Source organism: Nocardia sp. NPDC004718 (assembly GCF_053601535.1).
On sequence record NZ_JBSGCA010000016.1, the window covers coordinates 83,988 to 105,684 of the forward strand.

Consider the following 21,697-nt stretch of genomic DNA (forward strand, 5'->3'; position numbering starts at 1 on the left):
GGACCGGCCTACAGCGCGTTCACCCAGTTGCGCAACAGGTGTGCACCCGCGTCACCGGACTTCTCCGGGTGGAACTGGGTCGCCGACAGCGCACCGTTCTCCACCGCCGCCAGGAACGGCACTCCGTGCTCGGCCCAGGTCAGCTTGGGTGCGGCGAAGTGCTCGCTGGGCGGCAGATCCCAGGTCTGGGCGGCGTAGGAGTGCACGAAGTAGAACCGGGTGTCGGCGTCGAGACCCGCGAACAGCACGCTGTCGGACGGCGCGGAGACGGTGTTCCACCCCATGTGCGGCAGCACCGGCGCGGACAGCCGTTCGACCGTGCCGGGCCATTCGGCGCACCCGTCGGTCTCCTCGCCGAACTCGACGCCCCGCTCGAACAGGATCTGCATGCCGACGCAGATGCCCAGCACCGGCCGGCCGCCGGCCAGCCGCTGACCGATCAGGCGCTCGCCCCGCACCCCGCGCAGTCCCGCCATGCACGCGGCGAACGCTCCGACGCCGGGCACGACCAGACCGTCGGCGGCCAGCACCGCTTCGGGGTCGGCGGTCACCTCCACCCGCGCGCCCGCCCTCGCCAGCGCCCGTTCGGCGGAGTGCAGGTTTCCGGAGCCGTAGTCGAGCAGGGCCACGGACTTGCTCACAGGGTTCCCTTCGTCGACGGAATCCCGCTCACCCGGGGATCGAGTTCGACCGCGGTGCGCAGCGCACGCGCCACCGCCTTGAACTCGGCCTCGGTGACGTGGTGCTGGTCGCGGCCGTAGAGCACCCGCACATGCAGCGCGATGCGCGCGTTCAGCGCTATCGACTCGAAGACGTGGCGGTTGAGCACCGTGGAGTACGGCGCGCCGGGCCCGGAACCGGGAATCACCGTGTGCAGCAGGTGATCCGGCTCCCCGGTGTGCACGCAGTAGGGGCGGCCGGACACGTCGACCGCGGCGTGCGCCAGCGTCTCGTCCATCGGGATGTAGGCGTCGCCGAACCGGCGGATGCCCGCCTTGTCGCCCAGCGCCTTGCCCAGTGCCTGACCGAACACGATCGCGGTGTCCTCGACCGTGTGATGCGCCTCGATCTCGATGTCGCCCTCCGCGCGCACGGTCAGGTCGAAGCTCGCGTGCGCGCCGAGCGCGGTCAGCATGTGGTCGTAGAAGGGGACGCCGGTGGCGATCTCGGTCTTGCCGGTGCCGTCGAGATCCAGCTCGACCACGATGCTGGATTCCTTGGTGACCCGCTCCACCCGGGCGGTCCTACTCATGCTCACGTCCAATCGAATTGTCGCCTAGGGATATCGGGCGCTGGTTCATCGCGGTGCCAGGTCGGTGCCCGCCAGCAGTCCGCTCACCCGCAACAGTTCGTCGTTCTCGGCGGCGAGGCCGATCGTGGTGCGCAGGTAGCCGGGCAGGCCGACGTCACGGATGAGCACGCCGTGATCGAGGTAGCGCTGCCAACTGCGCGCCGCGTCGGTGAAGCGGCCGAACAGTAGGAAGTTGGCGTCGCTGGGGATCACGTCGTAACCGAGTTCCCGCAGCGCCGCCGCCACCCGGTCGCGCTGCGCGGCCAGTTCGGCGACGCTGCCGAGGGTCTCCTCGGCATGCCGCAGGGCGGCGCGCGCGGCGGCCTGGGTGACCACCGACAGGTGGTAGGGCAGCCGCACCAACAGCATCGCGTCGATCACCGCGGGTGCGGCGACCAGATAGCCCAGACGCCCACCGGCGAACGCGAAGGCCTTGCTCATCGTCCTGGTCACCACGAGCTTCGCGGGGAAACGGTCGATCAGCCCGATGGCGCTCGGCTGCGCGGAGAATTCGCCGTAAGCCTCGTCGACCACCACGATGCCGGGAGCGGCCGCGAGAATGCGCGCGAGGTCGTCCTGCGGAATGCTGTGCCCGGTGGGATTGTTCGGGCTGGTCACGAACACCACATCCGGCCTGCGCTCGGCGATGGCGGCCAGCGCGTGCTCGATGTCGAGGGAGAAGTCGGCGTTGCGCTTGGCCTCGATCCACTCGGTGTCGATGCCCTCGGAGATGATCGGGTGCATCGAGTACGAGGGCACGAAACCCAGTGCGCTGCGGCCCGGCCCGCCGAAGGCCTGCAGCAGCTGCTGCAGGATCTCGTTGGAGCCGTTGGCCGCCCAGACGTTGCCCGTCTGCACCGCGACACCGGTCTGCGCGCTCAGATACCGCGCCAGGTCGGTGCGCAACGCGACGGCGTCGCGGTCCGGGTAGCGGTGCAGGTCCGCGGCGGCCGCCCGGATCGATTCGGCGACATCGTCGATCAGCGCCCGGCTCGGCGGATGCGGATTCTCGTTCGTGTTCAACTGCACGGGTACCGTCAATTGCGGTGCGCCGTAGGGCTTCTTACCACGCAGGTTCTCCCGCAGCGGCAGATCTTCCAGGGTCAGGTCCGCGCCGGGCGCGCTCACCGCGCGCGTCACGACAGGGCCTCGAAACGCGCCTGCACGGCCTGGCCGTGCGCGGGCAGGTCCTCGGCGTTCGCCAGCGCCACCACGTGGCCCGCGACATCCTTCAGCGCCGCTTCGGTGTACTCCACGACGTGGATGCCGCGCAGGAAGGTCTGCACGCTCAGGCCGGAGGAGTGCCGCGCGCAGCCCGCGGTGGGCAGCACGTGGTTGGAGCCCGCGCAGTAGTCACCGAGGCTGACCGGCGCGTACGCGCCGACGAACACCGCGCCCGCGCTGCGCACCCTGGCCGCGACCGCGGGCGCGTCGGCGGTCTGGATCTCCAGGTGCTCGGCGGCGTAGGCGTTCACCACGCGCAGGCCCTGCTCGATGTCGTCGACCAGGACGGTGCCGGATTGCCTGCCGCGCAGCGCCTCGGTCACCCGGTGGGCGTGCTTGACCACGGCCAGCTGCGTGGTGAGCGCGGCGTCCACCGCGTCGGCGAGCTGCTCGCTGTCGGTGACCAGCACGCTCGCGGCGAGGACATCGTGCTCGGCCTGGCTGATCAGGTCGGCGGCGACGTGCGCCGGATCGGCGGTCGCGTCGGCGAGGATGGCGATCTCGGTGGGCCCCGCCTCGGCGTCGATGCCGACCAGGCCGCGGCACAGGCGTTTGGCCGCAGTGACGTAGATGTTGCCCGGCCCGGTGATCAGATCGACCGGTTCCAGCTGCGCGCCGTCGGTGTCGACACCGCCGTAGGACAGCAGCGCGACGCCCTGGGCGCCGCCGACCGCCCACACCTCGTCGACGCCGAGCAGCTGCGCCGCGGCCAGGATGGTGGGGTGCGGCAGCCCGCCGAACTGCGCCTGCGGCGGCGAGGCCACCACCAGCGAGCCGACGCCCGCGGTCTGCGCGGGCACCACGTTCATCACGACGCTGGACGGGTAGACGGCGTTCCCGCCCGGCACGTACAGGCCGACCCGCTCGACGGGCACCCAGCGCTCGGTGACGGTGCCGCCCGGCACCACCTCGGTGGTCTTGTCGGCGCGCCGCTGATCGGCGTGCACCTTGCGCGCCCTGGCGATGGATTCCTCCAGTGCGGCGCGGACCGCCGGATCCAGCCGCTCCAGCGCGGCTTCCAGCTCGGCCGCGGGCACCCGCACCGTCGCCGGGATGACCCCGTCGAAGCGCTCGCTGAACTCCAGCGCCGCCGACACACCGTGATCACGGATCGCCTCGACCACCGGACGCACCTGATGCAGCACCGAGTCCACGTCGACTCCCCCGCGCGGCAGCGCGGCGCGCAGCTCGGCGACGGAGGGAGTACGACCGCGCAGATCGACGCGGGCGAGCTCGATGCGGGTTGTCATGTGGTGTCGGTCCTTGTCTCCAGCTGATTCCGCAACAGGAAAGTTGCCGTTACCAGCCTAATGGGCCGACGCCAGCCGTTATCCGCGTGGTCCGGGCGGCGGGGCCGCAGTGGACCCATGTGCGCAGGTCCGGGCAGCGGGGGCGTTCCCGCGGTGCGCCGAGGTCCGGCACAGCACTCGATCTGTCGCGGGGTACGCCAGGTTCGGATCCGGACGCTCGCGTCAGCGGGTGTCGCTGTCGATGAGCACGGACCCGTTTCCGGGATTGATCAACCGGAGCGTCACCGACTTGTTCTGGCTCCCGTAGGACACGCTGGCCACATTGACGTCCACCGAACCGTCCGCGTTGGCGCCCGAACCGCCACCGGTGTCGACGGTGTTGAACGTCGACACCCGATTCTGCGTCCAATAGTCCTCGAATGCTTGCTGGCTGCCGTATACCTGCTGGGCAGCGGGGGTCAGCTGTTTCCAAGCAGCGGAGAAGCTCAAGTACGTCAGATTGTTGTAGAAATTCACCACCAGATCGATGGACTGCCGCGAGTCGGCCTTGCCGACGCTCTTCGTCTCCCCCACCGAGGCGGCGGCCGACGTGGTGTTCGCGCCTGGGCGCGTCGACGCGACCGCGGAAGACGTGCTCCCCTGGGCCGCGCTGGTGCCCGAACCCGACGAACTCATCATGTTCACCACGATGGCCCCGACGACGGCGACCGCGCCGATCAGTGCGCCGATCAAGATCGCGCGGCGTTTACCGCCCGAGCCCTGCCGGGGCTGCGGCCGCGGCTGGGCCATGGTGCGGGGGTGCGCCGCGGTGTCCGGGTGGGCGGCCGGCGGCGGGGAGACCGGACGGGGGCGCGGCTGGCGCTCGGTCGGCGTGTAAGGCGTCGACGCCATTGCCGAAGGCCGCAGCTCGCGGGTCGCCGATTCCGACTGGCCCGCCCTCGGCCGGGCGAATGCCTCGCTGGCGGGCACGAACCCGGCGGCCACCGGGGCCGGACCCGCGTCGGCGAACGCGGCGAGGTGCTCGCGCGCCGCCCGCATGCTCGGACGCTCGCGCGGCTCTGGACTGAGCAGGTCGAGCAGGAAGTCCGTGGCGGGACCGGCGTTGCGCGGTTCGCTCAGCTGACCGTTCGCGGCCGCGTAGAGCACCGCGAGCGGATTGGAGCCCGCACCGTAGGGCGGTTCGCCCTCGAGCGCGTGGAACAGCGTGGCGCCCAGCGCGAACACATCGGAGGCGGGACTCGGATCGGAGCCACGGGCGACCTCGGGCGCGAGGTAGGCGGCGGTGCCGCAGATCAGCCCGGTCTCGGTGAGCGTGACGTCACCGGTGGCGCGGGAGATGCCGAAGTCGGTGATCTTCACCGTGCCGTGATCATCGAGCAGGATGTTGCCCGGTTTCACGTCACGGTGCACGATGCCCGCCTGATGCGCGGCGATCAGCGCCGAGGCGACCTGCTCGCCGATCCGCGCGACCTGGGTCAGCGGCAAGGTGCCCTGAGCGGCGATCACCGCGGCGAGGCTCTTGGACTTCAAGTACTCCATCACCAGGCAGGGGTCGCCCTCGTGCTCGGTGATGTCGAACACGACGATCGCGTTCGGATGCTGGAAACGAGCGGCGTTGCGGGCCTCCCGGATCGCGCGCTGGCGCACCACGTCGCGTTCGGCCTCGGGCAGGCTCGGCTGGATGTGGATCTGCTTGACGGCCACGGAGCGCTGGAGGCGTTCGTCGACGGCACGCCAGACCACGCCCGTGCCGCCGCTACCAATCCGCTCGACCAGGCGGTAATGCTCCGCGATCAACTGACCGGTATCGATGGCGCCTACTCCGAACCTTCTCGAAATCGTGACATCCCGCATATTGATTACTCACGCGGTCCGGGGATGAGTGTAGCGGGCGTAGGAATGCTCGCACGCGTCAGCCGGGCCTTCACACTGCCTCGAATCGCCCGAAAGGGACTAACCACGAGCGCGCAGCATCCTGCCCGCCGCGTCCACCGCGGGAGCCGAACTGCCCGCGTCGCTGATGAACACGGAAAAGGCCAGGTCGCCGTCGATGCCGACGAACCAGCCGTGGGCGTGGGCGTCATCGATGTACTCCGCGGTGCCCGTTTTGCCGAGCAGGCCGGGAATGTCGCGCAATTGGGTCGCGGTGCCACCGGTGATGGTCTCACGCATCATGGCTTTCAGCTGGTCGTCGACCTGCGGCGGCAGCGCGTCCGAGGTGCGGTCCGGTGTGCCCGGCTTGCCCGCGACCACGGTGGGCGCGGGCACCGAGCCGCGGGCAATGGACGCGGCGACCAGAGCCATGCCGAACGGCGACGCTGTCACCTGCCCTTGACCGATCGCCGACTCCACACGTAACGCGGAGGTATCGGCCGCGGGCACCTTTCCCGTGACCGTGGTCAGGCCCGGTGTGACGTAATCGATGCCGAGCCCGAGTTGTGTTGCCGCTTTCGTCAGCGCGTCGGCGGGCAATCGCACGGCGAGGGCGCCCATCGTGGTGTTGCAAGAGCGGGCGAACGCGGTGTGCAGCGGAACCGCGCCGAGATCGAAATTGTTGTCGTTGGGGATGCGGCGGCCTTCGATATTCGCGGTGCCGGGGCAGGGCAGCACGGTGTCGGGTGTGACCGTTCCCGCCTGCAACGCGGCGGAGACGGTGACCGTCTTGAACGTCGAACCCGGCGGGTAGAGCCCGGTCAGCGCGATCGGGCCCTGCGCGTCGGCCGGGGCGTTCTGCGCGATCGCGACGACCTCGCCGGTCGACGGACGCAGGGCGACGATCGCCGCGGGCTGTGTGATCGGGGCGAGCGCCGCCTCGGCAGCGCGCTGCAAGCCGAGATCGAGCGTGGTCGCGATGTCGGTGGTAGGCGTGGGATCCGTGCCCGCGACCCGCTCGGTGCCCTGCGGCGTCTGGGCGCGCACGGCCCACCCGGCGTGCGCATCGGCGGACTGCTGCCACAACTCGGCCAGTCCGGACAGGGTCGGGGCGGCCAATGCCTTGTCGGTCGTCAGCAGGCGGGTCTGCGGGGCGAGGGTGACACCGGGCAGCGCGGCCAGGCGGTCTCGGATCGGGGCGAGGTCGGAATCGCGCAAGGTGATCGCGGTGATCGGCTTTCCTTGCGCCGCCGCCAGTTCGGTTTGCACCGACCCGGCGGTGAGGCCGGGCGCGAGAGGGCCGAGCAGATCCGCGACCGCGGGGAGGTCGGCGCCGGGGCCGACGTCGACCAGCGTGACGACCTGTTCGGTCATCAGCTCGCCGCCTGCGGAATCGAGGATGCGGGCCGGTTGCGGATAGATCCTGCCGTAACTCAACGGCCCCGCCGCGAGCCCGGGGGCGACCGTGGCGGGATCCCACTTCACCCGCCATCCGTTCCCGTCGTCGTGCGCGGTGCCGTTGGTGGTGTAGGTCCACTCCGACTTGCCGTCCGCGCCCAGCTTCCAGGTGGCGGCCAGGGCGAAGCGGTTGTCGTCGACCGAGCGGACGTCGAAACGCACGTCCTTGCCCAGGCCGTCGTACAGCGCGCCGAGGGTGTCGGCGGCCACGGCCGGATTGTCGGTGAGCGCGGCCGCGGCGGCGATATCGTCACGGTTCAACGCCTCGGCGAACTGCCCTGCCACGGTATCGGGCTGGTCCGGCCCGGACGAGCAGGCGGCGACCACGAGCAGCGGTGCGGCGAACAGGACAAGGGCTTTCCGGTTGGTACGCACCCCGACGACCATAATGGGCGCAGCCGGACATCGTCCGCCGACAGCCCGCGCACAGCCGCGACAAGGCGGGGTACGCCTGACCGACACAGCCGGACATCACCCGTCAACGCCCCCCGCAGGGCACAGAGAAGGCGAAAGTACGCCCAATCGGCACAGCCGTGCATCACCCGCCGACAACCCGCGCACGGCCATAGCGAAGGCGGAGGTACGCATAGAGCGCATGGCCGGAGCGAACGCGGAGGTACGCACAAAGCGCACGGCCGAAGCGAACGCGGAGGTACGCACAAAGCGCACGGCCGAAGCGAACGCGGAGGTACGCACAAAGCGCACGGCCGAAGCGAAGGCGGAGGTACGCCTAGGGGGCCGCGCAGAGGCGGGCGGATCGCGGGATCAGTCGCGTATCCACGGAGTATCCGCGAGTGCGGCGGCATCGGCCTCGGTGAGGTCGATGTCGAACACCTCGGCGAGAACCTTGGGCAGCTCGGTCGGCTCCAGTTCCCTTGTGTTGCCGGTGCCGTCGGGGTACTCGGTGACGAGCGTGGTGCCGTCCAGCACCTGGTGGACCTCCGGGTGGAAACGCTGCACGAACGGCCGGGTGGTGAACGGGGAACGCGGCGAGGTCGACACGAAATGGTTGCCGACGGCGTAGTCGATGCCGTACTGCGGATTCAAGGTGAAACTGTACCGGTCGATCCACCCGTCCCGGCCGAATTGGTGCAGTACCCACAGGTCGGAATCCAGCTCCCCGCGCCTGCTCTCCAGCCGGAACTGCCATTCGCCGCCGGTGAATTCGCCCGCGGACAATTCGAACGGCACCAGCGGTCCGGCGCCGAAGCCGACGTCGCACAGCCGGACGCGGTCGTCGTCGGCGGTGGTCACGCGCAGCAAGGCATGGGTGGCCGGCCGCAGCGCCGTGCCCGCGCCCATGCTCACGCGCCCGCTGAGGCCGGTGACCCCGAACCCGAGCCGTTCCAGCGCGGCCGCGAACAGTCCGACGTTCTCGTAGCAGTAACCGCCGCGGCGGCGCCGCACGAGTTTGTCCTGCAAGGTCGCCAGATCCAGGGGGATCGACCGGCCCAGGATGATCTCCAGGTTCTCGAACGGGATCGCGGTGGTGTGCGTCCGCACCAGCTCGTGCAGCGTCCGGACGGTGGGGGCGCGCTCGCCGTCGAACCCGATTCGGGCCAGGTAGGCGTCCAGATCGAGATCCGCTCCGTTCCAGTGGTAAGCCGGGTCGGCGGGTTTGCTCATCGCGTCCTCACTTCGTCGTCGGTTCTTCCCGGTCAACTGCGCGCAACGGCGATCGTGTTCCCTCACGCCGCGCACTTCGCGCCCGGCGGGGCGGCCGGTGCGGTGACGACGTCGTGCGCGACGTCCACGAGGTAGTCGCGATCCGGGCCGTCGACCGGCTCCGCGCCGAGCAGCAGGCGCTCGACGACGCAACCGCCCTCGAAGAAAGCCGGCCCGACGCTGTGGTCGCCGGGAACCACCCGCCCGTGCAGATCGCGCCCGGTCACGACGGTGTACATCGAGGTGGGTCTGCCCGCGGCGAGCAGCCCCGCGCGCATCTCGACGCTGGTGGCATACGGCACCACGTCGTCGGCGCTGCCGTGGACGAGAAACGCTCGCCGCACGTCCATCCGGGCCGCCAGCAGCGCGGGCGAGCGTTCGGCGTAGGCGAGCGGGCAGGCGGCGGGCGGGCAACCACCCGCGTCGCGCTCGATCTGCGCGGGCAGCGCCGGATCCACGGACGCGGCGCCCGACCACATCGTGAAATCGTCGGCGGGACCGTAATTGTCGACCCAGTAGTCGAACATCCCGCGCGGGCCGTGCGCCACCGCGAGACCGCTGGTGATGCCGCCCTGGCTCCAGCCCCACAGCACCGTGCGGGTGATCGAGCGATGGGTATCCCTGTACCACGTGGTCGCGGCGACGATGTCGCGCCACCCCGCCCACAGATTCCATTCTCCGGTGCGCCACACGCTGCGCGCCGAGCGCAGATCCATCGACAGGATCGGCGTCGCGGTGCGCCGGGCGATCGACTCGAGGTAGCCCGCGAAATCGGCCGACGACCCATCGTGCCCGTGCACCGCGACCACGAGCGCCTGCGCGGTCGCGTCGCCCTCGGCGCACCGATAGGGCTCGTATACCCGGCCGGTCGCCTCCTCCCCGTCCACGGTCAGCGAAACAGGGCGCACCGCCACATCTCCGGCGCAGTCCCCATCCGCCGAAACTCGTGGCGCCACAAGAACTGTCGTCAGGAGCACACCGGCCACCGCGCAGCACGTTACGAGAGATGCCCATCGCATCCCCGGATGATGTCACGCCGTCAGCGCGGCATCGCGGCGCAGGCGCGCCACGACGAGCAGTCCGCCCGCGGCGGCCGCGAGGCCGACCACCACACCGAACGCGATCACACCTGCGCTCAATCCATAAGCGTCGCCGAGAAACCCGGCGGCCAGCGGCAGTACCGCGGCGGGGAGATACCCCCCGACGTTCTGCGCGGCGTTGGCCTCGGCCAGCCGCTCGCCCGGCACGCTCGCGCTGATCGCCGTCAGTCCGCCGAACTGGCCGAGCCCCTGACCGGCGCCGGCGAGCACGGCCGCCGTCACGAACAGCGGAAGCGAGGTCGCGACCAGTGAGAGCACCAGCGCGGCCATGCTCGTCACGGTCGCGATCGTGCCGCCGAGCAGGATGACGCCCACACCGAACCGCCTGGCCGCGAACTGGACTCCGGTCGCGGCCAGGAACATCGCGAACGCCACCGCACCGGCGAGCACCCGGTCGGCGACACCGAGCAGATGCGCCAGCACCGACGGCCCCAGCGACAGCACGAACGACGTCGCGGTGATGCCCGGTCCGAACACCGCGATCCCCAGCAGCACCGCGGTGCGACCTTCCCTTACGACCGACGGGATCCGGATCCACGGTCCGCGCCCGCCGGAACCTGCGGGCAGAGGAAACCGGGCCACCACTGCGAACGCCGTAGTGAGCACGGCGATCTCGACCAGGAAGACCGTGACCGTCGGGCCGGGTAGCGCTTCGGACAGAATGCCTGCCAGCAATGGCCCGCTCCCGGCTCCGAGCACCATCGCCGTGGACGCGGCCAGCGCGGCGACCCGTTTGCGGGCGGACCCGCCCACATCGGTTACCGCCGCCATTCCCGCCGACACCGTCGCGCCGACCGCCAGGCCGGTCAGCAGTCGCGCCAGGGCCAGCAGCGGGACCGACTGCGCGACCGCGAACAACACACAGGCCACCATCGCCGCCGCCACCGCGGGCAGCAGCACCGGTTTGCGGCCCACCCGGTCCGACACCACGCCCGCGACCAGCAGCGCACCCAGCAATCCGGCGATGTAGCAGGCGAACACCGCGGTCAGCGTCCCGGCGGAGAAGCCGATCGCCCGCTGCCACACCACATACAGCGGGGTCGGCGCGTTCGACAACACGAACACCGCGAACACCGGCCACGCCGCCGCCCACACCGAACGTCCGCCCGTACGTGGCGCTTCCGTGCGTGGCACCGTCACCGTCGATCCCATCACCACTCCTTGGTTCGAATTTTCTCGTACTGGTACGACAGTAGTCGAACTTAACACCTAGTACGATAGAACTCGTACAAGTCGTCCGAAATCCGAGGAGAACGCGATGCCAGCGGCCGCCGACACCGCCGATGCCACCTCCGTGCTGCCCGAGCCGGACCGCGCCGACCTGCGACTGGATCACGTCCTGGCCGCGTTGAGCGACCCGCTGCGCCTGACCATGGTCCGCCGGTTGCTACTGGACTCCCCCGACACCGACCGGTCGTGCTCCTGGTTCGGCATCGATCGCCCCAAATCCACGTTGACGCACCACTTCCGGGTCCTGCGCGAGGCGGGCGTCACCCGACAGCGGCGCTACGGACTGGAACGCCGCAGCCAGGTCCGCGTCGACGATCTCGAGGCGCGCTTTCCCGGCTTGCTCGACCTGGTCCGCGCCTGGGAGCCCGCCGACTGATCCAGAACTTCGGGGGCAGGACCCGGCGTCCGAGCCCTGTTACGGTCCCGGTATTCATTCCGAGTCCGGATGGCAACGGCATCCTGATCGGCGGCGCGGCGGGCGCGTGCGGCCCGGCGGCGACCACGGGCGTCCGCGACCCCTGCCGGACGCTGCGCCTGGCTCCGGAGCGCTTCGGCCTCTGCCCCGACGGCGCGAACGCTACGATTCGCCTATGCGTTCGATTGATGTCGCCGAGCGGCGCGCCCGGCTGGCGGTGCGACACCGGCTGGCCACCCCGGAGCGGGCCGGACAGGTCGCGGAGATCGCCCGCTCGCTGGTCGCCCTGCACGCGACCGATCCGGCGACTGTCTTCCTCTCCGTCGCGGCCCGCGCCGAGGGGCTGGCGCCCGCGGATGTCGAACAGGCGCTGTACGACGACCGTTCGCTGCTGCGGATGCTGGCCATGCGCCGCACCATGTTCGTCGTGCCGGTGGAGCTGGTCGCGATCCTCCAGGGTTCGTGCGCGGACGCGCTGGCGCACAAACAGCGGCGCACCTACGGCAAGTACCTGGAACAGGCGGGCATCGGGGACGGCGATGTGCGGCGCTGGTGGGCCGAAGTCGAGACCGAGACGCACAAGGCGCTGCTCGATCGCGGCGCGGCGACCGGCGCGCAGCTGAGCAAGGACGTCCCCCGCTTGCGCACCCAGGTGAACACCGCGCCGGACAAGCCGTACTCGAAGCCGACGAACATCACCACCTGGGTACTGGTGACGCTCGGCTGCGAAGGCCGCATCGTGCGCGGACGGCCGAACGGCAGCTGGACCAGCAGCCAATACACTTGGGCGCCGATCGAATCGTGGCTGCCGGACCCCGTCCCCGTGATTCCCGCCGCCGAAGCCCGCGCCGAGCTGGTCCGCCACTGGTTGCGCGCGTTCGGTCCCGCGCCGGTGTCCGACATCAAGTGGTGGACCGGGTGGACGCTGGGCGAGGTGCGCGCGGCGCTCGGCGCGCTCGAGCTGGTCGAGGTCGACCTCGACGGCGTGACGGGCGTAGTACTGGCCGACGACGTGGAGCCGGTCGCCGCCCCCGAGCCATGGGCGGCATTGCTTCCCGCGCTCGATCCGACGCCCATGGGCTGGCAGGCTCGAGAATGGTTCCTCGGCCCCCACGCACCGAACCTGTTCGATCGCAACGGGAACATCGGGCCCACCGTCTGGTGGGACGGGCGCATCGTGGGCGGCTGGGCGCAGCGCGGTGACGGTGAGATCGTCTACCGCCTGCTCGAAGACGTGGGGACCGACGCCGAGGCGATGATCGCCGCGCAGGCGCAGCGAGTCGCCGAATGGTACGGCGACGTGCGCGCCATTCCCCGTTTCCGGACGCCGCTGGAACGCGAACTCACCGCCTGACCGAGCGCACCGGCTCCCGCCGGGCAGCTCGGGCGACATGGAGATTCGCGCATTCGCCGGGTCCGAACGATCCGCGCCGCGCGCCTTGTTCGTTCGAGCAGGTACCTACATGTCCAGCCCGAGGTCGAGGACGCGGACCGAATGGGTGAGGGCGCCGACGGCGAGGTAGTCGACGCCGGTGCGGGCGTAGTCGGCGGCGACGTCCAGGCTCAGGCCGCCGGAGGACTCCAGTTTCGTCCGCGGGGACGCGGCGTTGCGGCGCTGCACGGCTGCCTGGGTCTGCCAGAGCGGGAAATTGTCCAGCAGTACCAGTTCCACGTTCTCGGCGAGCACGGCGTCGAGCTGTTCGAGGCTGTCGACCTCGACCTCGCAGTCGATGTCCGGGGCGGCGGCGCGGACCGCGCGCAGCGCCTCGACCACCGACCCCGCGGCGACCACGTGGTTGTCCTTGATCAGAGCGGCGTCGCCGAGACCCATCCGGTGGTTGACGCCGCCGCCGACCCGCACGGCGTACTTCTGCAGCGCGCGCAGGCCGGGCAGCGTCTTGCGGCTGTCCCGGATGCGGCAGCGGGTGCCCGCGACGGCGTCCACCCAGGCGGCCGTCGCCGTCGCGATGCCGGACAGATGGCACACCAGGTTGAGCATGGTGCGCTCCGCGGTGAGCAGCCCACGGGTGGGCGCGATCAAGGTCAGCACGGACTGTCCGGGCGACACCCGGGTGCCGTCGGCGACGCGGTCGGTGATCTCGTAGGCGTCCGCGCCGATCACCTCGTCGAGCACCAGCAGCCCGGCGTCCAGCCCGGCCACGGTTCCCGGTTCCCGCGACACCACCGATGCCTTGATCACCGCGTCCGCGGGCACGGTGGCCGTCGTCGTAACGTCCGGGCCGTAGTGCAGGTCCTCGTCCAGCGCGGCGCGGATGACGCGCAGCACCTCGTCGCGATCCAGGGCGTCGTCCAGAGCCATCGAAGCGTTCCTCTCTCACCGAGCGGGTTCTCGCGGTCCACCGGATGCCCCGCTCGGTGCGTATGGTCAGGGAATGGGGGCGTACTCGGGGACGCCGTCGCCGTTGAGCCGGATCGGGAGGCTGTGGCGGAGTTCGGGCAGGGCGTCCGGGTGATCGGATCGGGTGTGACAGCCGCGGCTCTCGGTGCGGGCGAGCGCGGCCAGCAGCAGCGCGCGAGCCGCGAGAGTGAGTGCGGCGTCCTCGATTCCGGCGATCGGGTGGGTGGCGGCGGCGAGCGGGTCGCGGTTGGTGGCCACGTCGTCGAGTCGCTTGAGCGCTTCCGCGAGACCGGCGCGGTCGCGGACCACCGAGGCGTGCGTGGTCATCAGGTGCTGCACTACGTCGCGGTCGACGTATTCGGCTACGCGCGTGGGTATCTCGCTCACCCGGGCCCGCTCACCGAGCCGCTCGGCGGCGGCGGCTCCGGCGCGCTCGCCGACCACCAGCCCCTCCAGCAGACTGTTGGACGCCAACCGGTTCGCCCCGTGCAGTCCGGTGCGCGCGACCTCTCCGGCCGCGTACAGGCCGGGCACTCCGGTACGGCCGTGAGTGTCGGTGACGACTCCCCCGCACTGGTAATGCGCGGCAGGCGCGACCGGGATGAGGTCGGTGCGCGGATCGATACCCACCGCGAGGCACGAGGCGGTGATCGTCGGAAACCGCTGCGGGAAACCGTCGATCGAGCGGGCGTCGAGATAGACGTGCTCGGTGCCCAGCGCCCGCATGCGCGCGGCGATGGCGCGGGAGACGACATCGCGAGGAGCGAGATCGCCCCGTGGATGCACCCCCGCGGTCACCGCGTTGCCTTCGGTGTCGACCAATGTCGCACCTTCGCCGCGCACCGCTTCGCTGATCAGCGGCCTGCGCCCGATACCGCCGGGGGTGTACAGCACCGTCGGGTGGAACTGCACGAATTCGAGGTCGGCGACGGCGGCACCGGCCCACAGCCCGAGCGCGATGCCGTCGGCGGTGGCGCCCGGCGGATTGGTGCTCAGCGCGTACAACTGGCCGAGTCCGCCGGTGGCCAGCAACACAGCGGGCGCGTGCACGACACCGAAACCTCGCTCCGACAGCGCGACCACGCCCCGCACACCGTTCGGCCCCGTGACGATCTCGCCGACGGCCGCGCCGAACAGCACCGGCAAGCCGGCTTCGTTCAGCGCCCGCTGCACCTCGGCGCCGGTGGCGTCGCCCCCGGCGTGGATGATCCGGCGGGTGCTGTGCCCGCCCTCGCGGGTCCGCGAGATCTGGCCGTCACGGCCGAGGTCGAACACCGCGCCCAGGTCGGTCAGCGCGGCCACCGCGTCCTGCCCGCCCTCGACGATGGAGCGCACGGCGTCCACGTCGCACAGGCCGACGCCCGCCTCCACCGTGTCGTGCACGTGTGATTCGACCGAGTCACCGTGCGGCGCCACGACGGCGATGCCGCCCTGGGCGTACTGGGTGGACGTATCCGTCGGCCCGCCCTTGCTGAGCGTGAGCACCCGCAGCCCGCGCAGTGACGCGGTGCGCGCCGCGGTCAGTCCCGCGACGCCACCGCCGATCACGACCAGATCGGCCTCGGCCTCCCAGTCGATGGAAACCCGGGTTGTCATCGCCCCGCGCCTCTCTGTCTTCCGATCCGCGGACGTTCTGCGGCGCGGGCGCTGTGGTCAGCGCGTTGCGCCGGAGAGCGACCCGCCGCCGCGAGGGCAGCGGTCGGACTCATTCACCGCCGCCGGGATTGCCGATCGCGATCATCCGCTGCACCGAGTTGCGGCCCAGTGCGGCGGTTTCCGGATCGACGTGGACCTCGTCACGGCCCTCGACCAGGCAGCGCAGCAGGGCCGCCGGAGTGATCATCTTCATGTACTTGCACGACGCCCGGTCGTTCACGGCCTGGAAGTCGATGCCGGGGGCGGCCTTTCGCAGCTGGTGCAGCATGCCGACCTCGGTGGCCACGAGCACCTGATTCGACTTCGCCGCCTTGGCCGCGTCGATCATGCCTCCGGTGGACAGGATGTGCACCCGATCGGCCGGGAACGCGCCCTCGCCCGCGAGGTACAGCGCCGAGGTGGCGCACCCGCATTCGGGGTGCACGAACAGTTCCGCGTCCGGGTGGGTACGCGCCTGCTCGGTGAGCTCGTCGCCGTTGATGCCCGCGTGCACGTGGCACTCGCCCGCCCAGATGTGCATGTTCGTGCGGCCGGTGACCCGCTTGACGTGCGCGCCGAGGAACTGGTCCGGCAGGAACAGCACCTCGCGGTCCGGGTCGATCGAGGCGACCACGTCCACCGCGTTGGAGGAGGTGCAGCAGATGTCGGTGAGCGCCTTGACCTCGGCCGTGGTGTTCACGTAGGACACGACCACCGCGTTCGGGTGCTCGGCCTTCCAGGCACGCAGTTCGTCGGCGCCGATCGAATCCGCGAGCGAACATCCCGCACGCTGATCGGGAATGAGCACGGTCTTCGCCGGGCTCAGGATCTTGGCGGTCTCGGCCATGAAGTGCACGCCGCAGAACACGATGGTGTCCTCGGGCGCCTCGGCCGCGATCCGCGACAGCGCCAGCGAGTCGCCGACGTGGTCGGCCACGTCCTGGATCTCCGGCAGCTGATAGTTGTGCGCCAGGATCGTCGCGTTGCGCTCCCTGGCCAGACGCTTGACTTCCTGCGCCCACTCCGGCGTCGCCTCGACACCCGCGAACCCGGAGGGTCCGTCGAACACCTGCCCCATCAGCGGGGGCGCCAGTTTCGCACCCGTCGTCGCCATGGATGGCTCCCTTCCTCGTGCGGTCGGCTACACCGCCGATTCGCACCAAACCAGGTTTTCGACTTATAATCGAAAACGTGGCCCATAGTAGCACCATCCACGAATCGCTCACCGCGGTGTTCCAGGTTCGCCGCTTCCCCCGGGACATCGCCGCAGGTCACGCCGCCGCCGACCGGGCAGAAGGCATGCTGCTACGGTGCCCGCCCGACCAGCGGACCGAACTCGCGGTGTTGTTGTGGGAACGCGCACTCGACCCGCAGAAGGGCACCTGGTCGCTCCCCGGCGGACGGCTCGGCGACGACGAGGACCTCGACGCCTCCGCGCGCCGCCAGCTCGCCGAGAAGGTCGACGTGCGCGAGCTGAGCCATCTGGAACAGCTCTCCGTGTTCAGCGCCCCCGACCGAGTGCCGAGCCCACGCCGCATCGCCTCGGCCTACCTCGGGCTGGTCCCGCTGACCGCCGACCCGCAGCTGCCCCCGGACACCGCCTGGCACCCGGTCTCGGCACTGCCGGACATGTCCTTCGACCACCGCACGGTGGTCGACCACGCACGCACCCGGCTGGCGGCGAAATTGTCCTACACCAACATCGCCTTCGCCCTGGCGCCGGACCGGTTCACCATGTCGACACTGCGCGAAATCTATTGCGCCGCACTCGGTTACGACGTGGACACGACGAACCTTCAGCGAGTTCTCTCCCGCCGCAAGGTGATCACCCCCACCGGAGCCACCGCCGCCCCCGGCCGCGCGGGCGGCCGCCCTGCCGCGGTGTACCGCTTCACCGACTCCGGCTTGCGCGTGACAGACGAATTCGCGGCGCTGCGCCCACCCGGCCCTTCATGATTCCCGACGGACCGGGACGCTAACGCTAATCGGCCACGGCTTTGCGATGCTTGTCCCGGCGACGATACTGCCGCTTACTCGGTATGGGACGCGCGGCGTTGCTGCGCCGCAGAGCATCTCGCCGCCGCCACGCCGCCAGATCGGCCCGTTCGCTCTCCGCAGGAGACGCCTCGGCTTCCATCCGACCTACGGTTTCCACTGCCCGGCCCTCCTTCCGACGAGATCCCCTTCCGGCAGCCCACCGTATCCCCGCCCACCCGTCCATCTCCACCCGTTTTCGATCCAGTGGCCCCTCCGTCGTGTGCCGTTGATCATGAAGGCGCGTCGAGGAAGGCGAGGATGGTGGTGAGGCCGGGGCGATAGCCGGAGGTGGTGTCGACCTCGAGCGAGGGCACGTCGAGGGAAACGCGTTCGAAGGCGGTGGGCGCCGGGGCGGGGTGTTCGTGATCGGAGTGGGCGCGGCGGAGCGGATCGGATCGGTGGCGCGAGTGGATTCGCCGCGCCGCGAGAACCGGATCGGTCACGCAGTGCACGACGCGCAGTTGAGCGAGGGCTCGCAGCGGTGTGAGGCCGGGACGCCACAGCCGGTCCTGGAAGGCGGCTTCGGCCACCACCGTAACCCCGGCCCGCAGCAACAGCTCCAGCGTTTGGAAGAACACCGGCAGCGTGCGGAGGTTCAGCTCGTTCGAGCGGTCCGGGGAGTAGTTCTCCGTCGCGTGGACCATGCCCTCTTTGACTTCGTCCCGGCAGATGGCGGGACAGCCGATCGCGCGGGCGAGAGTGTGCGCGAGCGTTGTCTTGCCCGACCCAGGCGGGCCACTGACGACGACGAGGGCGGGGAGCCTGGGCGGTTCGTCGCTCATGTCGGCACCGTAACTCATGCGCCGTTGCGGCGGCCGGAACTCGTCCGCGCCGAGCACGCACCGGGCCCCGAGTTCTCCCCGAGACCGCAGGCGGGACGGTCAGGCGGTCTTCATGTGCGGACCGGGCGGCGGAGCCTCGGTCCGCTGTGTTAGGCGCGACGCGGCCCAGAAGGCCAACTCCACCAGCCAGAACAGCAGGAGGAACATCGTCACCACGGTCGCGGGAACGGCGAGGAAGAACACGGAAGGGACCGCGACGACGACGAACCGGGCGACGTCGCCCGCGCTCGCGCCGCGTAACCGGTGAGCGGCGCGCACGGCCGCCCACATCATCCAGCGGCGCGGCAGCGAGACCCCGAGTTCGTGCAGGCTACGGCGGAAGACGCCGTCGGCGTCGGCCACGCTCACCGCGTTCGAGCTGAGCAGGTAGTCGTGCAGGATCGCGGCTCGGGTGTAGACGCCGTAACGCGGAATCAGCCAGACCAGCGCCCGCGGCACCGAGGCGAAATCGGTACGGAAACCGGCGGGAACCACGAATTCCTCCGTTGCGCCGCGATAGACCAGTGGTTCGGTCACCCGCCAGAACTTGGCGTCGAGCTCTTCGACGACCGGACCGCCACCCACGAAGGCCACGTCGCATTCCTTCCCAGCACGCTACGAATTCCCGACCCCGAAGTGGTTCGGGAAGCCTTCCCCGTCGCGGCGACGTGCCGGACGACGCGTCAGCGGCGCTGGCGATACTCGGGCAGCGAATATCCCTCTGGGGCAGGCTGGTAGCCACCATAGGGCAGCTCTGCGCTGCTCGCAGCGTCGCCATAGGGCATGAAGGCGCCCTGGCCGTCGTAGGAGGCTTCCTCCTCCTTCCGGGCGGCGCGGCGGCCACTGCCGAGGTCCTCCGAGGTACTCAGCGCGGCGAGGAACAGCATGACGAACGACGCGATCAGCGGCTGCACGATCAGCGCGAGGTCGCTGCCCAGTTCGATCGGCAAGGTGACGATCTGGCCCACCGGCGGGTCGTGCGGGCGCGGATGCGACCACTCGGCGACCTGCTCCCCCACACCGGCCATCACCACCGCGCCCACGCCGGAACCGATCAGCAGGCCCAGCTGCAACAGTGGCCCGCGCGCCGAGCGCCAGCGCCACACAGCCAGTGCGCAGAGCAACCCGAGCACCGCCCCCGCGAGGATGAACAACGCCAGCGCGTCGAACTGATGCGCGCTCTCCCCGGTCAGCCCGACACCGCGACCCGGCTCGACCACGAGCAGCCGCTCGGTCGGCGCGAGCAGGCCCCAGCCGACACCGGCGAGCGCGCTCACCACCACCACGGCGACGGCGACCACAGCCACCGCCCGCACCTCACCCCGCAACGGAGACGCCACTAGCGGCGTTCCAGTTCGGCCGAGTCCACAACGCCGTGCCGGGAGCACTTGGCCCACCAGCCGTCCGGGCTCACCTGCACGATCATGCGGCGTCCGCACTGTTCGCAGAAGCGCGGCGGCTCCAGGCCCAGCGCGGCGGCGGCCGGGATCGCGTCGTCGAGGCCCGGCACGATTCGCTTGCCGGTGAACGGGTTGTAGCGCTCGTCCATGTCCATGACAGTACTCATGCTCGCTTGCCTCTTCGTCGCAACCGAGCCGGGTCAGAGCGTTTCGTTGAGCGCCTTGATCGGCATCTTCAGCTCGCCGAGCAGGTCCAGGTCCTGTTCGGCCGGGCGGCCGAGGGTGGTCAGGTAGTTGCCGACGATCACGGCGTTGATGCCGCCCAGGATGCCCTGCTTGGCGCCGAGATCACCGAGGGTGATCTCCCGGCCGCCCGCGAAGCGCAGCATGGTGCGCGGCAGCGCGAGCCGGAACGCGGCCACGGCGCGCAGCGCGTCGGACGCGGGCAGCACCTCCAGGTCGCCGAAGGGCGTGCCAGGACGCGGGTTGAGGAAGTTCAGCGGCACCTCGTCGGGCTCGAGTTCGGCCAGGTTCGCGGCGAACTCGGCACGCTGCTCCAGCGTCTCGCCCATGCCGAGGATGCCGCCGCAGCAGACCTCCATGCCCGCTTCGCGGACCATGCGCAGGGTGTCCCAGCGCTCCTCCCAGGTGTGCGTGGTCACCACGTTCGGGAAGTAGGACCGCGAGGTCTCCAGGTTGTGGTTGTAGCGGTGCACACCCATGGCGGCCAGCTGGTCTACCTGCTCCTGGGTGAGCATGCCCAGCGAGCAGGCGACCTGGATGTCCACCTCGTTGCGGATCGCCTCGACACCGGCGGCCACCTGGGCCATCAGGCGCTCGTCGGGACCGCGCACGGCCGCCACGATGCAGAACTCGGTGGCGCCGGTCTTCGCGGTCTGCTTGGCGGCTTCCACCAGGCTGGGAATGTCCAGCCACGCGGCGCGCACCGGCGACTGGAACAGGCCCGACTGCGAGCAGAAGTGGCAGTCCTCCGGGCAGCCGCCGGTCTTCAGGCTGATGATGCCCTCGACCTCGACCTCGGGGCCGCACCACTTCATGCGCACCTCGTGCGCCAGGGCGAGCAACTCCTCCAGCCGGTCGTCACCGAGCCGTAGCACCTCCAGGGTCTGCTCCTGGTTCAGTCCCACTCCGCGCTCGAGCACCTGCTCGCGGGCGATCGACAAGATCTGCGACGTCCCGACCTCCGTCGGTCCTGGCGCTGCGGTGTCTACAGGTGCCTGGGTCACTGCACGAATCCCTTCGTCCGGCCGAGGTGGCCGTGCAACTTGAACGGTGTTCAGGCTAGGGTAGCGGTAGGAGTGAGTCAAAGCACGACGGGAAGGGCATCGAGTGCAGCTGCACCGGGCGGACGTGGTCGACGGCGCCATCGCGATTCTGGACCGATACGGCCTGGCCGACCTCACCATGCGCAGGTTGGCCGGCTCGCTCCAGGTGCAGCCGGGCGCGTTGTATTGGCACTTTCCGAACAAGCAGGCGCTGCTCGGCGCGGTCGCGGACAAGATCCTCGCGCCCATGGAGGACCCGATCGAAGCCGAGGAATGGTCCGGTCAGATCACCGAGCTGGCGCACCGGCTGCGCGACTGCCTGCTGGCCTATCGCGACGGCGCCGAATTGGTGTCGGCGACCTACGCGTCCCGGCTCACCACGAGCAAAGGGCGAGAACGGCTGGTGAGTGCCGCCATCCGCGCGGGCATGCCGCGCCAGGAGGCCGAACTCGCGGCGTTCACGCTGCTCTACTACGTCCTCGGCGAGACCGTGGACGAGCAGTCCAGGATGCAGATGGACTCGGCGGGCGCCCTGCCCGAGGGCGCGTCGCCGTTGGAGGAGACCACCGACCCCACCGCCCGTTTCGACTTCGGCCTGCAATTGTTCGTCGCGGGTGTGCGGCACTTGCTCGGCACCCGTGTCCGCTGACGCCG

Annotated in this window: 21 protein-coding genes; 4 read left to right on the forward strand and 17 right to left on the reverse strand. The window is 70.4% G+C overall.

Annotated elements, in window-relative coordinates; all coding sequences use genetic code 11:
* Positions 1-8: 8 nt before the first annotated feature.
* The 9 genes from hisH to ACWEH3_RS14945 form a co-directional block, all read right to left on the reverse strand.
* Positions 9-641 carry an imidazole glycerol phosphate synthase subunit HisH gene (gene hisH / locus ACWEH3_RS14905; protein WP_450016160.1) on the reverse strand — a complete coding sequence of 211 codons (633 nt, stop codon included), beginning with the start codon at positions 639-641 and terminating at the stop codon, positions 9-11.
* The gene (hisB, locus tag ACWEH3_RS14910; RefSeq protein ID WP_039797249.1) at positions 638-1,252 is read right to left on the reverse strand and encodes an imidazoleglycerol-phosphate dehydratase HisB; all 615 of its coding nucleotides are present in this window, start codon (positions 1,250-1,252) and stop codon (positions 638-640) included. The genes hisH and hisB overlap by 4 nt, the downstream gene beginning before the upstream one ends.
* Positions 1,253-1,297: 45 nt before the next feature.
* A complete protein-coding gene (locus ACWEH3_RS14915; RefSeq protein ID WP_450016157.1) occupies positions 1,298-2,431 on the reverse strand; it encodes a histidinol-phosphate transaminase in 1,134 nt (377 codons plus the stop codon).
* Positions 2,428-3,765 carry a histidinol dehydrogenase gene (gene hisD, locus ACWEH3_RS14920; protein WP_450016155.1) on the reverse strand — a complete coding sequence of 446 codons (1,338 nt, stop codon included), beginning with the start codon at positions 3,763-3,765 and terminating at the stop codon, positions 2,428-2,430. The genes ACWEH3_RS14915 and hisD overlap by 4 nt, the downstream gene beginning before the upstream one ends.
* 222 nt (positions 3,766-3,987) lie before the next feature.
* A complete protein-coding gene (locus tag ACWEH3_RS14925; RefSeq protein WP_450016153.1) occupies positions 3,988-5,619 on the reverse strand; it encodes a protein kinase domain-containing protein in 1,632 nt (543 codons plus the stop codon).
* A gap of 99 nt (positions 5,620-5,718) precedes the next feature.
* Positions 5,719-7,482 carry a penicillin-binding transpeptidase domain-containing protein gene (locus ACWEH3_RS14930; protein ID WP_450016151.1) on the reverse strand — a complete coding sequence of 588 codons (1,764 nt, stop codon included), beginning with the start codon at positions 7,480-7,482 and terminating at the stop codon, positions 5,719-5,721.
* Between the two features lie 378 nt (positions 7,483-7,860).
* Positions 7,861-8,721 carry an arylamine N-acetyltransferase family protein gene (locus tag ACWEH3_RS14935; protein ID WP_450016149.1) on the reverse strand — a complete coding sequence of 287 codons (861 nt, stop codon included), beginning with the start codon at positions 8,719-8,721 and terminating at the stop codon, positions 7,861-7,863.
* Between the two features lie 62 nt (positions 8,722-8,783).
* Entirely contained in the window at positions 8,784-9,668 is an 885-nt protein-coding gene (locus ACWEH3_RS14940) for an alpha/beta hydrolase family protein (protein ID WP_450016147.1), read from the reverse strand.
* 123 nt (positions 9,669-9,791) lie between these two features.
* Positions 9,792-11,012: an MFS transporter gene (locus ACWEH3_RS14945; RefSeq protein ID WP_450016145.1), complete on the reverse strand. Its 1,221-nt coding sequence runs from the start codon at positions 11,010-11,012 to the stop codon at positions 9,792-9,794.
* A 106-nt stretch (positions 11,013-11,118) separates the two neighbouring features.
* On the opposite strand from ACWEH3_RS14945, the gene ACWEH3_RS14950 reads away from it, so the two are divergent.
* Together ACWEH3_RS14950 and ACWEH3_RS14955 are read left to right on the forward strand one after the other, a co-directional pair.
* Entirely contained in the window at positions 11,119-11,466 is a 348-nt protein-coding gene (locus tag ACWEH3_RS14950) for an ArsR/SmtB family transcription factor (RefSeq protein ID WP_397078002.1), read from the forward strand.
* A 214-nt stretch (positions 11,467-11,680) separates the two neighbouring features.
* A complete protein-coding gene (locus ACWEH3_RS14955) occupies positions 11,681-12,859 on the forward strand; it encodes a winged helix DNA-binding domain-containing protein (RefSeq protein ID WP_450016142.1) in 1,179 nt (392 codons plus the stop codon).
* Positions 12,860-12,964: 105 nt separating this feature from the next.
* Here ACWEH3_RS14955 and nadC read toward each other — a convergent pair whose 3' ends face one another.
* The 3 genes from nadC to nadA form a co-directional block, all read right to left on the reverse strand.
* The gene (gene nadC / locus ACWEH3_RS14960; protein WP_450016140.1) at positions 12,965-13,825 is read right to left on the reverse strand and encodes a carboxylating nicotinate-nucleotide diphosphorylase; all 861 of its coding nucleotides are present in this window, start codon (positions 13,823-13,825) and stop codon (positions 12,965-12,967) included.
* 66 nt (positions 13,826-13,891) lie between these two features.
* Positions 13,892-15,460, reverse strand: coding sequence for an L-aspartate oxidase (locus ACWEH3_RS14965; RefSeq protein ID WP_450016138.1), 1,569 nt, complete (start codon positions 15,458-15,460; stop codon positions 13,892-13,894).
* A gap of 109 nt (positions 15,461-15,569) precedes the next feature.
* Positions 15,570-16,613: a quinolinate synthase NadA gene (gene nadA / locus ACWEH3_RS14970; RefSeq protein ID WP_450016136.1), complete on the reverse strand. Its 1,044-nt coding sequence runs from the start codon at positions 16,611-16,613 to the stop codon at positions 15,570-15,572.
* 77 nt (positions 16,614-16,690) lie between these two features.
* Between nadA and ACWEH3_RS14975 the strand changes: the two genes are divergently transcribed.
* Positions 16,691-17,455, forward strand: coding sequence for an NUDIX hydrolase (locus ACWEH3_RS14975; RefSeq protein ID WP_450016134.1), 765 nt, complete (start codon positions 16,691-16,693; stop codon positions 17,453-17,455).
* A 311-nt stretch (positions 17,456-17,766) separates the two neighbouring features.
* Here the strand turns inward: ACWEH3_RS14975 and ACWEH3_RS14980 are convergent, their stop codons facing one another.
* From ACWEH3_RS14980 to bioB, 5 genes are all read right to left on the reverse strand, one after another.
* Entirely contained in the window at positions 17,767-18,318 is a 552-nt protein-coding gene (locus ACWEH3_RS14980) for an AAA family ATPase (protein ID WP_450016132.1), read from the reverse strand.
* Positions 18,319-18,417: 99 nt separating this feature from the next.
* Positions 18,418-18,951 (reverse strand): DUF1353 domain-containing protein, encoded by a 534-nt coding sequence (locus tag ACWEH3_RS14985; protein ID WP_450016130.1) that lies wholly within the window; start codon positions 18,949-18,951, stop codon positions 18,418-18,420.
* Between the two features lie 89 nt (positions 18,952-19,040).
* Complete coding sequence (locus tag ACWEH3_RS14990) at positions 19,041-19,664, reverse strand: DUF2567 domain-containing protein (RefSeq protein WP_450016128.1); 624 nt, start codon at positions 19,662-19,664, stop codon at positions 19,041-19,043.
* A gap of 32 nt (positions 19,665-19,696) precedes the next feature.
* Complete coding sequence (bsaP, locus tag ACWEH3_RS14995; protein ID WP_355078290.1) at positions 19,697-19,924, reverse strand: biotin synthase auxiliary protein BsaP; 228 nt, start codon at positions 19,922-19,924, stop codon at positions 19,697-19,699.
* Positions 19,925-19,957: 33 nt separating this feature from the next.
* Positions 19,958-21,004, reverse strand: coding sequence for a biotin synthase BioB (gene bioB, locus ACWEH3_RS15000; protein ID WP_450016126.1), 1,047 nt, complete (start codon positions 21,002-21,004; stop codon positions 19,958-19,960).
* Positions 21,005-21,107: 103 nt separating this feature from the next.
* Between bioB and ACWEH3_RS15005 the strand changes: the two genes are divergently transcribed.
* Complete coding sequence (locus ACWEH3_RS15005; protein WP_379255643.1) at positions 21,108-21,692, forward strand: TetR/AcrR family transcriptional regulator C-terminal domain-containing protein; 585 nt, start codon at positions 21,108-21,110, stop codon at positions 21,690-21,692.
* Positions 21,693-21,697 lie beyond the last annotated feature (5 nt).